The following is a 14,475-nucleotide window of genomic DNA, read 5'->3' as shown; positions in this document are numbered from 1 at the left end:
TCGGGGCTTTCAGAAAAATCGCAAATATTTGAACAAAAAACGAACAACCGACATATACGCCAACATCTGGCCACTGCATCACCCTCGCCCTGGGTTAAACTGAGCGCCTTTTGCAGCGCGGCTTTTCACCGCTCCTATCACCGAGAATTACATGCCAATCCGTCATTGCATCGTTCACCTGATCGACAAGAAGCCCGATGGCAGCCCCGCCGTGCTCCATGCTCGCGACAGCGAACTGGCGGCCTCCGACGCCATCGAAAATCTGCTGGCCGACCTCAACGACAGCTACAACGCCAAGCAAGGCAAAGCCTGGGGTTTCTTCCACGGCGAGTCCGGCGCCTACCCGTTCAGTGGCTGGCTCAAGCAATATCAGGACGGGGAGAAAGACTTCGCCAGCTTCAGCCGCGTGGCCGTCGAGCACCTGCAGAAGCTGATGGAAGAATCCAACCTGTCCACCGGCGGCCACGTGCTGTTCGCCCACTACCAGCAAGGCATGACCGAATACCTGGCCATCGCCCTGCTGCATCACAGTGAAGGCGTGGCAGTTAACGCCGAGCTCGACGTGACCCCCTCGCGTCACCTGGACCTGGGCCAGCTGCACCTGGCGGCGCGGGTCAACTTGTCCGAGTGGAAAAACAACCAGAACTCCAAGCAGTACATCTCGTTCATCAAGGGCAAGAACGGCAAGAAAGTCTCGGATTACTTCCGCGATTTCATCGGTTGCCAGGAAGGCGTGGACGGCCCGGGCGAGACCCGCACCCTGCTCAAGGCCTTCAGCGACTTCGTCGAGAAAGAGGACCTGCCGGAAGAATCCGCCCGCGAGAAGACCCAGACCCTGGTCGACTACGCCACCACCCAGACCAAGCTGGGCGAGCCGGTAACGCTGGAAGAACTCTCCAGCCTGATCGACGAAGACCGCCCCGAGGCGTTCTTCGACCATATCCGCAACAGCGACTATGGGCTGTCGCCGGAGATCCCGGCCGACAAACGCACCCTCAACCAGTTCCGCCGCTTCACCGGGCGTGCCGAAGGGCTGTCGATCAGCTTCGAGGCGCACCTGCTCGGCTCGAAGGTCGAGTATGACGAAGAAGCCGGGACGCTGGTCATCAAAGGCCTGCCGACCCAACTGATCGACCAGTTGAAGCGACGCAAGGATTGAGATCGTCTGGGGCTGCGGCGCAGCCCCGGCAACCTCGGAAAGATCTTCGATTTATAAGACTTTCCCCATTCCCTGTAGTCCATTTCCCAAACATACTCCCAAGCCCTTTCAAGCCATTGCGGTGGTCTGGGTTGGCCTCTAGTCTCGGGCGGTCGCTGCATATTCAGCGATCGGCTTTGACAGGCCGCTGAGAACCTTTTGCATGGCTTGCTCTATGGCGGTTGTGCGTGGGGCACCTCGTGTGCGCCGGGTCAGGTTCTCTCACCGGTCTGTCAACCCACGCATAGCTGCCACCCACTTGTTTGACAGCAGTTGGTGGTGGCCCTTCTGAGAGAGCCAAGCCAATGCTGAAGATTGTCCCCGATCCACCCCACAACCCTCATTCCCTCGAAGACACCCTCATCCAGGCCACCGAGTACGCCCTGTGCGCCTTGACCGTGGCCCATCATGCCGTGCAGCTCAAACCCAAGTCGCCGGCCGCCGTGCTGATGATGGCGTCGATGCATGAGATGGAGTCGCTGCGTGTGCTGCTCGAAGCGGCGTTGATCCAGGTACAGGTGCCGGCACAGGCACCGACGTTGCATTAAGCCAGATCGCGGGGCAAGCCCGCTCCCACGCCAGGACTTCGCAGTACCTAGCTACGTGGGAGCGGGCTTGCCCCGCGATGGCGCCCGCACAGCATGGCCAAGGCGCCGCAACGTGTCATGGGTCCGTGGCGAGACCAATATAGGAGGCCACCAACGCCTCCTTCGCCGCCTTGCGCAGCTTCTTCACCAAACGCTCCTGGCGCAGCGCCTCGCCTTTGTCCGGCCACTGCTCCACATACACCAGCGCCTGCGCCGGGCTGGTCTTGAAATACCGCGCGCCCTGCCCTTTCTGGTGCTTGATGAAGCGCCGCTGCGGATCGTCGCTGATACCGCAGTACAGCGAGCCATTGGCGGCACGCACCAGATAGACGTACCAGGGTTTGCAGTCGGGGGAAGGCGCTGTTTCGCTCACGGCTCGGTTCGGTGCAACGGAAGAAGGCCGCCAGCTTAACGCCTCAGCACGCCTGCTGGAATGCGCGAAGCCCCTTGAACGCCTGTTGGCGCACCTTGTTCTGCAGCATCGGCGACCAGCCCAGCAGCACGCCCGGCATGCCCAGGGCCTGCCGCGACCAGCGCCACAGGTCGAAGGTATCGTCGTGCTGGCAGATCAGGCCGTCACGGATCACGAAGCGCGCCTGGATATCGTTGACCACCACCCGCCCGGTCTGGCTGAACAGATAGGTCGCCACCCAGTGCGCGCCGCCACCGCGCTCGTCGCTGCGCACGCTGTCGAAGGTCAGGGTGAAGTCCTTGGCACGGCGGGTGAGCATGCGCCACATGTCCCCGGCATCCTGCCCGCGCAAGGTGCCGAAGACCGGATCGCTGAAAACGATGTCGTCGCTGTAGCAGGCCACCATGGCCTCGGCGTCCAGGCGCTGGAAGGCCTGGTAGAAACGGGTGATCAGGGCGCTGTTGGCATCGCTCATTGGCGGTTATCCGTACTGGGGCTCGAGAAGCGCAAGATAGTCCCCGCCCGGCTTTGGCGCCACAGCCATTTGCGCCATGAATGGTGCCGAAGCCCCAGGCATGTGCCGACAGCTCTCAGACCCGCTCGCTGACCACACCCACATGCAACGCACGCCCGGCACCCAACCCGAACACAATGGCGCCGATCCCCAGTACCGCGAAGATCCAGCCAACCGCGCCCCAGCCCCCGGTCAGGTCATGCACCAGCCCCACCGCGAACGGCCCCATGGAGGCCAGCGTGTAGCCCACGCCCTGGGCCATGCTCGACAGGTTGGCCGCCACATGGGCGTCCTTGGAGCGCAGCACGATCAAGGTCAACGCCAGGGCAAAGGTGCCGCCCTGGCCCAGCCCCAACAGGATCGCCCAGCCCCACAGCCCTTCCAGTGGCGCGTACAGGCAGCCGAACAGCCCGCCCAGGGTCACCAGCATCACCACCACGATGGCCAGGCGCTGATCCTTGCCGCGCGTCGCCAGCCATGGCGCACTCAGCGAACTGACCAGTTGCACGATCACCGAGCCGGACAGCACCAGCCCCGCCTCGGTCGGGCTCAGCCCACGGCCGATCAGGATCGACGGCAACCAGCCGAACACGATATACGCCAGCGACGACTGCAGGCCCATGTACAGGGTCACCTGCCATGCCAGCGGATCACGCCACAGGCCCTGCACCCGGTAGGCCACCTTGTGCACGCCATGGCCCTGGCGCGACTGCGGCAGCCACACCAGCATCGCCAGCAGCGCCGGTAGCACCCAGAAGCCCAGCCCCAGCGCCCAGCTGTCATCGAAGTGGCGGGTCAAGGGCACCGTGGCACCGGCGGCCATTGCCGCGCCCAGGCACAGCGCCATGGTGTAGACGCCGGTCAGGGTGCCTGCATGTTGAGGGAAATCGCGTTTGACGATGCCGGGCAGCAGCACGCCGATGATGCCGATGCTCGCACCGGCCATCAGGCTGCCGATGAACACGCCGGTGGCGCCCAGGGCACTGCGCACCAGGATGCCCAGCGCGAGGGTCAGCAAGATGCCGAGGATGACCCGTTCGCTGCCGAAGCGTCGTGCCAGGATCGGCGCCAGCGGCGCGAACAGCCCCAGGCACAGCACCGGCAAGGTGGTCAGCAGGCCCGCCTGCGATGCGCTGAGCCCCAGCCCTTCGGACACCTGCCCGAGTACGGGCGACATGCTCGACAGCGCCGGACGCAGGTTCAGCGCCACCAGTACCAGGCCCAGCAACAACAGCCAGGGCCGGCGCAGCACCACGGGCTGTTGCTGGACTTGCTCATCGTCGGCCTCGGCGTCGATCAGCAGTTCTTCGAGGTCCGCCTCGCGGGGCGCGGTGTTGCGGGTCAGTTGTTCGGCCATGGCCTTCTCGTGGTCAGGATTCGATGAGGGTCCGGCTCAGGTGCTTGGCCCGCTCCGGATCACGTTGTTCGAGGGCGTCGAGGATCTGCCCGTGCAGGTCGAACACGGCCTGGCAACGGGGGACGGTCGTCATGTTGTGCTGCAGGGCCGCGCCGACCACACCGGAAAAGTAGCGGTACAGCTCGCTCAAGGCGGGGTTGTGGGCGGCGTCCACCAGGCGCTGGTGGAAGACCAGGTCGCATTCGACATAGGCATCCACATCGCCGTGGTAGTGCTGCGCGCTGTGTTGCAGGGCGTCGCGCAGTGCCTGCAGGTCGGCTTCGGTGCGGCGCAACGCGGCCAGGCCGATGGCTTGTGTTTCCAGGATATGGCGGGTTTCGCGGGCGTGTTCGACGGCGCAGCGCGACATCACCTGTACGGCATGCAGTGGGTCCACGGCGGTGCGCAGGTAGCTGCCGTCGCCCTGGCGGACTTCCACCAGGCCGCTGAAGGCGAGGACGCGCATGGCCTCGCGCACGGTGTTGCGGCTGATGCCCAGGTCGCTGGCCAGCTCCGGTTCGGTGGGCAAGCGCTGGCCTACTGACCAGGTGCCCTGGGCGATGCGCTCGCGGAGTTGGTCTACGGCTTGTTCTACCAGGCTGCGTTTGATGAGCGGGGTCACGGGGGGATTACGTCCAGTCATCGGATGAATTGCTTGACGATAGCGGGTTGGTGGGGGTGGTGCAAGGGACGGGAGGTGTTGTTCTTTAAGTGGCTGTTTTGAGTTTTACATGCACATTCCCGGAAGATGTCGACTTTTAGTCACCTTTCCGCCTTTACGGCGGCTTACTTTTCTCTTGGGAAAAGTAAGCAAAACCGTTCGGCTCCGTTCATACGGCCCCTGCGCTGCGCTCCGGGGTTCCCTCGCTCCGGGCTTGCTCCGGGAGTACGCGCCGACGGGCCATCCATGGCCTGATCGGCGCTCGACGGGCATCCATGCCCGTCGCCTCCCTACGCAAGCCCTGCACTCGGCCTCCTGAAGTCGCAATCGGCGGCGCCTGGGCTACCGTGCGCTTAGAAGCAAGAGCAAGAGCAAGAGCAAGAAATTCGAGTTTCGTGGTTGGCAGTGGCGATGTTATCGCCACTGCGATCCTGAAACCGACATGGAGCAGATCAGGCCTGACGTGCCTTCTTCATCCGGAACGCCACCCACAGCACGGCGATCCACGCCGGGATCAGCATCACCGAGATACGGATTGGCGGGGTTAGGTACATCACCACCAGGATCAGCACGATGAACGCCAGGCACAGGTAGTTGCTCAGCGGGTGCCACAGGCTCTTGTAGAACGGCGTGATGCCGGCCGCCAGCTTGGCCTTGCGGAACTTCAGGTGGGTGATGCTGATGCTCGCCCAGTTGATCACCAGCGCCGATACCGCCAGGGCCATCAGCAGGCCGAAGGCCTCGCCCGGCATCAGGTAGTTGATCAGCACGCACAGGCCGGTGGCAAAGGCCGACACGCCCAGCGCGGTGAGCGGCACGCCACGGCGGCTGACCTTGAGCAGCTGGCGCGGCGCGTCACCTTGCGTGGCCAGGCCGAACAGCATGCGGCTGTTGGCGTACACGCAGCTGTTGTAGACCGACAGCGCGGCGGTCAGCACCACGATGTTGAGGATGGTCGCCACCAGGTCGCTGTCCAGTTCGTGGAAGATCATCACGAACGGGCTGCCGCCCTGCACCACCTTCTGCCAGGGATACAACGACAACAGCACGGCCAGCGCGCCGATGTAGAAGATCAGGATGCGATAGACCACCTGGTTGGTCGCCTTCGGGATGCTCTCACGCGGGTTGGCCGCTTCGGCGGCGGTGATGCCCACCAGCTCCAGGCCGCCAAAGGAGAACATGATAACCGCCAGGGCCATGATCAGCCCGGTGACGCCATTGGGGAAGAAGCCGCCGTACTGCCACAGGTTGGCGACGCTGGCATCCGGCCCGCCGTGGCCGCTGCCCAGCAGCCAGGCGCCGAAGCCGATCATGCTGACGATGGCCACCACCTTCACCAGGGCGAACCAGAACTCCATTTCGCCATACACCTTCACCTGGGTCAGGTTGATGGCGTTGATCACCACGAAGAAAATCGCCGCAGTGGCCCAGGTCGGGAAGTCCGGCCACCAGTACTGCACATAGATCCCCACGGCCGTGAGCTCGGCCATGCCGACCAGCACGTACACCACCCAGTAGTTCCAGCCCGAGACGAAACCGGCGAACTCGCTCCAGTACTGGTGCGCGAAGTGGCTGAAACTGCCGGCGACCGGCTCCTCGACCACCATTTCGCCCAACTGGCGCATGATCAGGAAGGCCATCAGGCCGGCGATGGCATAGCCCAACAGCACCGACGGGCCGGCCAGCTGGATGGTCTGGGCGATGCCCAGGAACAGCCCGGTGCCAATGGCCCCGCCCAGCGCGATCAGCTGGATATGGCGATTCTTCAGCCCGCGCTGCAAGCGCTCGGGCGTGCTCTGGTCTTGCATGAAGTGTCCTTTAGGTGAGGCAGTGTTATTGGTTTTGCTTGCAACTGGACTAGATCCATCCACCCCATTGCAAGAAGAAAATCCCGACGTTCGTGGTGACGGCGGCCATCAGTGTAGTGATCACGATGATCGACGCCGCCAGTTCATGGTTGCCGTTGGCCTCCCGCGCCATCACATAGCTGGCCGCCGCAGTGGGGCTGGCGATGTAGAGGAACAGGATGCCCAGCTCGGCACCACGGAACCCGCACAACCAGGCACCCAGGGTGCCCAGCAGCGGCAGCCAGACCATCTTCGCCAGGCTGACATCGACGGCCAGCCTGCCACTGTCGCGCAAGGCCGCCAGCGACAGGGTGCCACCGATGCAGATCAGCGCCAGCGGCAGGGTCATCTGCGCCAGGTAGTCGCCGGAGGTCAGCAGCCAGTTGGGCAGCGGCACCTGGCCGTAGGCCATGGGTGTTGCCACCAGCACGCTGAGGATCAACGGGTTGCTGAGGATGCTCTTGCAGATGCTCCACGGGTCGGACTTCAGGTCCGGGCTGTACACCGCCAGTACCACCGCCGACAGCGAGTTGTACATGAGGATCACCAACCCGGCCAGCACCGCGCCGAGGGATATACCGTAGTCGCCATACAGGCTGGCCGCCAGTGCCAGGCCGATCACGCCGTTGTTGCCGCGAAACGCGCCTTGCGTGTAGATGCCGCGGTCAGCCCGCGGGCAGCGCCAGATCGCCAGGCCCCAGGCCAGACCGAAGCACGCCAGCGTCGCGCCGACAAAGTAGAGCATCACCCCTGGTTTCACCGCCGACCCCAGGTCGGCGTGGTAGATGCCGAGGAACAGCAGCGCCGGCATGCACACGTTGAACACCAGCTTGGAGGCGACCCGGTTGAAGTTGTCGTCGATCAAGCGGATGCGCTTGAGCAGCACGCCCATGAACAGCATGGCGAACACAGGGGCCGTGATGTTCAGTGTCTGGATGAGTAGGGCGAGCATGCAACGTGGTCCCGGGAAATGCCGTTAGGGAGCGCAATCATACGTGAGAGCCGGGGGCTTGCGCCCGCCACAGCTGCCAGATGCCAGCACAAAGGGCTCTTGACCTAGGAAATTTCCTGCATATGATATGTACTACTGTATATGCATACAGTAAAAAAATGGATTGTCCAGACATTGCAAGGAGCAAATCATGTCAGGAATGCACGCTGCACCTGTGGCCGCGAAGGCCCATGCCACGCTGGTGGTCGCTGACCTCGACCAGCTGTTCGATGAGCACGGTATCGCCCTGCCCGGCCCCGACAGCCATCTGGTACTGGTCATGCACGGTCACCACACCCTCAAGTATCACCGCCCTGCGCCACCGTCGGCTGGCGGCAAAGCTGCTCAGCGCGGCCCGGAGCTCTTCTTCGAAGGCGCCGAACACACCGCCATCGGCGACAACGCCCTGCTGCGCTACGAGGTGGGCCAACCGGGCATCCCCGCCCATCAGTCGCCGCTGCCACTGCCCAACGGCCTGAACCTGACCTATGGCCAGGTGATCGCCCTGGGCGGCGATTTCTATGGCTTGCCCGAGCGCCCGATCGCCGATGGCGGCACCGACGCCGAACGGATCGAGCGCTTCATCCAGGCCTTCGACTCCCTGGCGCGCCTGCAGGCGGCCAAGGCGGAAGCCGAACAGATCCTCGCGGTCATGCAGGAAGAAATCCGCGCCGCCAACCAGGCCATCAAGGACGGCCGGCAGCCCCATGAAGCCTATGATGCACTGGGCGACAGCCTGTCGGCACGCTGGAACCGCATCACCGGCGGCGGCAGCTTCGCCTCCGACCTGTTCCCCCTGGGCCGCTACCTGAAACTGGCCGCCAGCAACTGGGACCACTTCGGCCCCTGGGCGCTGCTGGCCTACCAGGCCGGCCACGCCGCCGCCCTGCAGCAGGCGCTGAAAGCCCGCGCCAGCGGCGCCGAGCGCGACCTGCAACTGGCCTATGCAATGAACGCCTTCGCCGACCACTTCCTCACCGACCTGTTCTCCGCCGGCCACCTGCGGGTGCCGCGCAAGGCCCTGGCCGACACCGTCACGCCGAGCGACGTCGGCTCGCTGATCTCGCGCTTCATGCACGACGAGGACAGCAAGTACGGCCTGGCCGTGCGCAATGCCGAGGGCGAGCAATGGCGCGCCTACGGCGACAAGCGCTACTTCGACAGCGTCGATGTGGCCAACCGTCGTCAAGTGGCGCGCGCCGTGCAGCGCTCGGTCGATGAAGTGTTCCAGGCCTTCGCCGAGGGCCGCGCGCCCCAGGCCAAGGACTTTTCGGCCCTGCGCCTGGCGCCCGACCTGCGCGCCGCCGAACAGGACCTGGTGCCCGGCAACTTCGCCGCGCTGTACCTCCAGGACGGCAAGGCGGTGCTGCGGCGCAAGGACGTCAACGACCTCAACGACCGTAACCGCATCGGCGACTGGTGGGGCTGGAGCACCTACCTGCTGCTCAAGGACTACAAGCCGAACAAGCCCACCGGCTTCATCGATGCCCCCGCCACCGCGCCGGTGATCACCGGTTGGGAGCGCCTTGAGCCCGATGGCCTGAACTGGCAACGGGGCAACGCGGTGCGCTATGCCTTCAGCATCACCGACCAGCTTAACGAGTCGTACATTGGCCCATGGAGCGGCTATGCCGAGCTCACCGACCAGTTCCACCCGAGCGTTCAGGTGCCTGCGGACGGCAAGCAACGCGGGCGCAACCTGTTCCGCCAGTTCCGCGGCGGTTCGCCGGAACTGATCGCCAGCCTGGACGCAAAGACAACGCTCTATATCGATCGCAACGCGTGACAAGGAGGTCACCGATGAATATCAAGGTCAAACTGGAACTGGCTTCGGGCCAGTCGATGGAAGGTATGCCGCTGGAATTGCTGCGTGATGGCAAGGTGATTGGCCGGGCGAAAGTGCCGGCAGGGGGACAGATGGCGTTCGAGGCGCCATCGGGAGCAGGACAGCTTGCGGTGCGGGTTGACCGCTCGGGAGGGAAAGCCTGACAAAACGCAGGGGGCCACTACGTGGCCCTTTCGTGGCGACGAACCGCGACGATGGGGCGCGCAGCGCCCCAAGTGGACTTCAGCGCCGGACCGGGCGCTTTTGCAGCTTGCGCTGCAAGGTGCGCCGGTGCATGCCCAGCGCCCGCGCCGTGGCGGAGATATTGCCTTCGTGCTCGCCCAGCACGCGCTGGATGTGCTCCCACTGCAGGCGATCCACCGACATCGGGTTTTCCGGCACCAGGGTATCCAGGTCGGTATGCTCCGAGAGCAGCGCCGCCAGCACATCGTCGGCGTCGGCCGGTTTGCACAGGTAGTTGCAGGCCCCGCGCTTGACCGCCTCGACCGCCGTGGCGATGCTCGAGTAACCGGTCAGGATCACCACGCGCATCTCCGGATCCAGCTCCAGCAGCTTGGGTAGCAAGACCAGCCCCGAGTCGCCCTCCATCTTCAGGTCCAGCGTGGCGTAGTCGGGCAGGTCCTGCTCGGCAAGCTTCAAGCCTTCCTCAGCGGAACCCGCAGTGCTCACACGGAAGCCACGACGCGACATCGCCCGGGCCATCACCCGGGTGAAGGTGGCGTCGTCATCCACCAGCAGCAGGTGCGGCAGCTCTTCGCCTTCGACCTGGTTTTCTTCGCTCATCATGCATCTCCTCGCTTGCCATGGGGCAGGCGCAATTCGGTCAGGGTGCCACCCTGCTCATGACTATAGAGTTTCACCGAACCGCCCGCACGCGTCACGCTGGCCTTGCTCAAGAACAGGCCAAGGCCGAAGCCTTTGCCCTTGGTGGTAATGAAAGGTTTGCCGATAGCCTCGGCGATGGCCGGCGGTACGCCGGGGCCATGGTCGCGGATGCTGATGACGATATCCTGGGCGTCCCAGTCCAGGCGCACCTCCAGGTCGTCCGGGCAGGCATCGGCGGCATTGTTCAACAGGTTCAGCAGGGCCTGGGTCAGGTCTGGTGGCGGCGTCAGCCGCGGCACCACGCCATCGCGCAGGCGCTGGAAGCGGTAGCTGGCTTCCGGGCGCATCAGGTGCCAGCGGTTGAGCGCCTCGTCGAGCCAGGCGGTGACATCCTGCTCGACGATCGCCAGGCGCCGGTTGGCCTCGGCGGCGCGCACCAGCTGCTGCAGGGTCTCCTTGCACAGCTTGACCTGGTCCTGAAGGATCTGCAGGTCTTCCTGCAACAGCGGGTCGGCGTGGTCCTGGCGCATTTCGTTGAGCAGCACGCTCATGGTCGCCAGCGGCGTGCCCAGTTCGTGGGCGGCGCCAGCGGCCTGGGTGGCCACGGCCAGCAACTGCTCGTCGCGCAGGCTTTCCTCGCGGCGCTCGGCACGCAGGTTCTCCTGACGGCGCAACTCCTCGGCCATGCGCGCGGCGAAGAAGGTGATCACCCCTGCGGCCAGGGCGATGCTCAGCCACATGCCGTAGACCTGCATGGTGTCACGCGCCAGCGGCAGCGTTTCCAGCGGGTAGTACTGCACCAGCAACAGGCTGTAGGCCACCAGGGCGATACCTGAAAGCACCAGCGAGTAGAGCCACGGCAAGGTCACCGCGGCGATGGCCAATGGCACCAGGTAATAGGAGACGAAGGGGTTGGTCGAGCCGCCCGAGTAATAAAGCAGGGCACTGTGGATCAGCAGGTCGCAGGCCAGCTGCAGGGCGTACTCGAGCTCGGTGACCGGCAGCGACAGGCGCAGGCGCAGGGCGGTGAACGCGCACAGCAGCGACGACAGGGCCAGCGTGACTGCCAGCGAGAACCACGGCAGCGGCAGCAGCTCGGTCCAGTAGGCCACGCCTACCGAGCCCGCCTGGGCCGCCAGGACGAGGATGCGGATGAAGGTCAGGCGCCACAGGTTCTGGCGTGTGGCAGACAACGGATGTGCGACGGCGAGCATGAGCTCTCCCAATGAGTGCTCCAGGAAAATCGGCTGGAGTATACCGAAGCCGGGCGCTCCACTGCAGCGATGCGGCAAAGCGCCACACTTTGTCATAGATTCATGATGGCACTTTTGAACCCTCTACACTGTCACCGGTCTGATCGGCCATGCGTGGAACGGATCTGCTCATCCACGCCTTACCCTGCCAAGGAGCTCCACATGCACATTACCCGTCGCGGCGCCGCCGCCGTTGCCCTGTCCTGCGGCATGCTCGCCAGCCTGCCGGCCCTGGCGGCCGACGAGCCACGCTACAACCAGGTGTCGCTGCGTGCCGAAGTCAGCAAGGAAGTGGCACGCGACCTGATGGTCGTGACGCTGTACAGCGAAGCGCAGAACACCGACCCGGGCAAGCTGGCCAAAGAGATCACCGAGACCATGAACAAGGCCATGCAGCAAGCCCGCCAGGTCAAGGACGTGAAGATCAGCCAGGGCAGCCGCAACAGCTACCCGATCTACGACACCAAGGGCCAGAAGATCACCGGCTGGCGCGAGCGCGCCGAACTGCGCCTGGAAAGTGCCGACTTCCCGGCCCTGTCCAAGCTCACCGGTGACCTGCTGCAAGACCTGAAGATGGGCGGCATGGACTTCTCCATTGCCCCGGCCACACGCAAGTCCAATGAAGACGAGCTGCTCAAGGATGCCGTTGCCGCGTTCAAGGCCCGCGCCCAGTTGGCCACCGATGCCCTGGGCGGCAAAGGCTACAAGGTGGTCAGCCTGAACCTCAACAGCAGCGGTTACCCACGCCCCTACCTGCGCAACGCACCGATGGCGATGATGGCCAAGGGCGCCGCCGATGAATCCGCGCCGGCACCGGATATCGAAGCCGGAACCAGCGAAGTTAGCATGAGTGCCGACGGCCTGATCGAAGTCCAGGTGCCCTGACCCACTCGACTGGATGTCCGAGATGGTCAAAACCGTCTCGGACAGCCGTTTCAGACCTTTCCTACGCACCAAACGGGTGCGTCTGCTTGTCATATAAAGTGCGAAATATCCTGAAATTTTCGCCCTTTTCCCCCTCGCAAACGTTCAACATTCGCCAAAGTTATATGGATGCGACATCCATGTACGTCAGTACCACGTTTTTGGCGTCAACCATCCTGCTGAGTGTTGCATTGGGAATACCCCCTGCATAAGTATCCGCAGGTCGGCTCACGAGGCCGCCTCAATTCGAAAAATGACAACAATGAGGCCACCATGCTCAAACACGCAGTCATCCCGTTCCTGGTCAGTGCAGGCTTGCTAGCCGGCGCTCCATCCGCCCTCGCCGCGACCAACCTGGTGTTCTGCTCCGAAGGCAGCCCGGCCGGTTTCGACCCTGGCCAGTACACCACCGGGACCGACTTTGACGCCTCCGCCGAAACCATGTTCAACCGCCTGACTCAATTCGAGCGTGGCGGCACCGCAGTGATCCCGGGCCTGGCCACCAAGTGGGAAGTCTCCGACGACGGCAAGACGTACACCTTCCATCTGCGTGACGGCGTGAAGTTCCATACCACCGAGTACTTCAAGCCGACCCGTGCATTCAACGCCGACGACGTGCTCTTCACCTTCAACCGCATGCTCGACAAGAACCACCCCTTCCGCAAGGCCTACCCCACCGAGTTCCCTTACTTCACCGACATGGGCATGGACAAGAACATCGCCAAGGTCGAGAAGGTCGACGAGCACACTGTGAAGTTCACGCTCAACGACGTCGACGCCGCGTTCATCCAGAACCTGGCCATGAGCTTCGCCTCGATCCAGTCCGCCGAATACGCCGACCAGTTGCTCAAGCAGGGCAAGGCTGCCGATATCAACCAGAAGCCCATCGGCACCGGCCCGTTCGTGTTCAGCAAGTACTAGAAGGACGCGCAGATCCGTTACAAGGGCAACAAGGACTACTGGAAGCCCGAGGACGTGAAGATCGACAACCTGATCTTCGCAATCAGCACCGACGCCTCGGTGCGCATGCAGAAACTCAAGAAGAACGAATGCCAGGTCACCCTGTTCCCGCGTCCGGCCGACATCGCACCGCTCAAACAGGATCCGAAGCTGAAGATGCCTGACCAGGCTGGCTTCAACCTCGGCTACATCGCCTACAACGTGATGGACAAGGTCAAGGGCAGCAACGAACCCAACCCACTGTCGCAGCTCAAGGTGCGCGAAGCGCTGGACATGGCGGTGAACAAGCCGCAGATCATCGAGTCAGTCTATCAAGGCGCCGGCCAGCTGGCGGTCAACGCCATGCCGCCGACGCAATGGTCCTACGACACCACGATCAAGGACGCCAAGTACGACCCTGAAAAGGCGAAGCAGCTGCTCAAGGAAGCCGGCATCAAGGAAGGCACCGAGATCACCCTGTGGGCCATGCCGGTGCAGCGTCCGTACAACCCCAACGCCAAGCTGATGGCCGAGATGCTCCAGTCCGACTGGGCGAAGGTCGGCATCAAGGCCAAGATCGTCAGCTACGAGTGGGGCGAGTACATCAAGCGCTCCAAGGGCGGCGAGCAGGGCGCCATGCTGATTGGCTGGAGCGGCGACAATGGTGACCCGGACAACTGGCTGGGCACGCTCTATGGCTGCGATGCCATGGATGGCAACAACTTCTCCAAGTGGTGCTACAAGCCCTACGACGACCTGATCAAGCAAGCCAAGGCCACCCCCGACCAGGCCAAACGCACCGAGCTGTACAAGCAGGCGCAACACATCCTCAAGGAGCAGGTGCCGATCACCCCGATCGCCCACTCCACCGTGTATCAGCCCATGAGCGCGAAAGTGAAGGACTTCAAGATCAGCCCCTTCGGCCTGAACTCCTTCTACGGGGTCAGCGTGGACAAGTAACGGTCGTGACCGCCCCGCCGGCGTTTGCCGGCGGGGCGGTGACATGATCGGGCGATACGCAGGGTTATTCCCTCGCATTCGCCAGAACGCTCCCGCCCTCAAATCAGTAGCGAACCCTGGTT

The 14,475-nt window shown here is 63.7% G+C and carries 13 protein-coding genes and 1 pseudogene; 6 read left to right on the top strand and 8 right to left on the bottom strand.

The window, feature by feature from the left end; all coding sequences use genetic code 11:
- The first annotated feature begins 151 nt into the window (after positions 1-151).
- Both yejK and C3F42_RS22810 read left to right on the top strand, forming a co-directional pair.
- Positions 152-1,159, top strand: a complete 1,008-nt coding sequence (gene yejK, locus C3F42_RS22815; RefSeq protein WP_094011701.1) for a nucleoid-associated protein YejK — start codon at positions 152-154, stop codon at positions 1,157-1,159.
- Between the two features lie 344 nt (positions 1,160-1,503).
- On the top strand, positions 1,504-1,746 hold the full coding sequence (locus tag C3F42_RS22810) for a hypothetical protein (protein WP_094011702.1): 243 nt from the start codon (positions 1,504-1,506) through the stop codon (positions 1,744-1,746).
- 115 nt (positions 1,747-1,861) lie between these two features.
- Here C3F42_RS22810 and C3F42_RS22805 read toward each other — a convergent pair whose 3' ends face one another.
- The 6 genes from C3F42_RS22805 to C3F42_RS22780 all read right to left on the bottom strand — a co-directional run bounded on the left by C3F42_RS22805 (position 1,862) and on the right by C3F42_RS22780 (position 7,567).
- Positions 1,862-2,158 (bottom strand): GIY-YIG nuclease family protein, encoded by a 297-nt coding sequence (locus C3F42_RS22805; protein ID WP_094011703.1) that lies wholly within the window; start codon positions 2,156-2,158, stop codon positions 1,862-1,864.
- A gap of 43 nt (positions 2,159-2,201) precedes the next feature.
- Entirely contained in the window at positions 2,202-2,672 is a 471-nt protein-coding gene (locus C3F42_RS22800) for a nuclear transport factor 2 family protein (protein WP_023629130.1), read from the bottom strand.
- Between the two features lie 115 nt (positions 2,673-2,787).
- Positions 2,788-4,068, bottom strand: coding sequence for an MFS transporter (locus C3F42_RS22795; protein ID WP_104444947.1), 1,281 nt, complete (start codon positions 4,066-4,068; stop codon positions 2,788-2,790).
- 13 nt (positions 4,069-4,081) lie between these two features.
- Entirely contained in the window at positions 4,082-4,750 is a 669-nt protein-coding gene (locus C3F42_RS22790; RefSeq protein WP_094011705.1) for a FadR/GntR family transcriptional regulator, read from the bottom strand.
- Positions 4,751-5,220: 470 nt separating this feature from the next.
- Positions 5,221-6,576 (bottom strand): amino acid permease, encoded by a 1,356-nt coding sequence (locus C3F42_RS22785; protein ID WP_023631899.1) that lies wholly within the window; start codon positions 6,574-6,576, stop codon positions 5,221-5,223.
- A gap of 49 nt (positions 6,577-6,625) precedes the next feature.
- Positions 6,626-7,567: an AEC family transporter gene (locus C3F42_RS22780; RefSeq protein WP_104444946.1), complete on the bottom strand. Its 942-nt coding sequence runs from the start codon at positions 7,565-7,567 to the stop codon at positions 6,626-6,628.
- Between the two features lie 190 nt (positions 7,568-7,757).
- On the opposite strand from C3F42_RS22780, the gene C3F42_RS22775 reads away from it, so the two are divergent.
- Together C3F42_RS22775 and C3F42_RS22770 are read left to right on the top strand one after the other, a co-directional pair.
- Positions 7,758-9,392 (top strand): phospholipase, encoded by a 1,635-nt coding sequence (locus C3F42_RS22775; protein ID WP_104444945.1) that lies wholly within the window; start codon positions 7,758-7,760, stop codon positions 9,390-9,392.
- Positions 9,393-9,406: 14 nt separating this feature from the next.
- Entirely contained in the window at positions 9,407-9,595 is a 189-nt protein-coding gene (locus C3F42_RS22770; RefSeq protein WP_023632666.1) for a hypothetical protein, read from the top strand.
- Positions 9,596-9,674: 79 nt separating this feature from the next.
- On the opposite strand, the gene C3F42_RS22765 is transcribed toward C3F42_RS22770, so the two are convergent.
- Together C3F42_RS22765 and C3F42_RS22760 are read right to left on the bottom strand one after the other, a co-directional pair.
- A complete protein-coding gene (locus tag C3F42_RS22765) occupies positions 9,675-10,235 on the bottom strand; it encodes a response regulator transcription factor (protein ID WP_023632665.1) in 561 nt (186 codons plus the stop codon).
- Positions 10,235-11,491, bottom strand: coding sequence for an ATP-binding protein (locus C3F42_RS22760; RefSeq protein ID WP_038706754.1), 1,257 nt, complete (start codon positions 11,489-11,491; stop codon positions 10,235-10,237). Before C3F42_RS22760 ends, C3F42_RS22765 begins: the two co-directional genes overlap by 1 nt.
- 201 nt (positions 11,492-11,692) lie before the next feature.
- Between C3F42_RS22760 and C3F42_RS22755 the strand changes: the two genes are divergently transcribed.
- Both C3F42_RS22755 and C3F42_RS22750 read left to right on the top strand, forming a co-directional pair.
- Positions 11,693-12,415, top strand: coding sequence for an SIMPL domain-containing protein (locus C3F42_RS22755; protein WP_104444944.1), 723 nt, complete (start codon positions 11,693-11,695; stop codon positions 12,413-12,415).
- A 312-nt stretch (positions 12,416-12,727) separates the two neighbouring features.
- Positions 12,728-14,353, top strand: a pseudogene (locus C3F42_RS22750) (ABC transporter substrate-binding protein).
- Positions 14,354-14,475 lie beyond the last annotated feature (122 nt).

This window comes from Pseudomonas sp. PONIH3 (assembly GCF_002934345.1).
Classification (GTDB): domain Bacteria; phylum Pseudomonadota; class Gammaproteobacteria; order Pseudomonadales; family Pseudomonadaceae; genus Aquipseudomonas; species Aquipseudomonas soli.
This window is presented reverse-complemented; position numbering and strand designations above follow the sequence as displayed.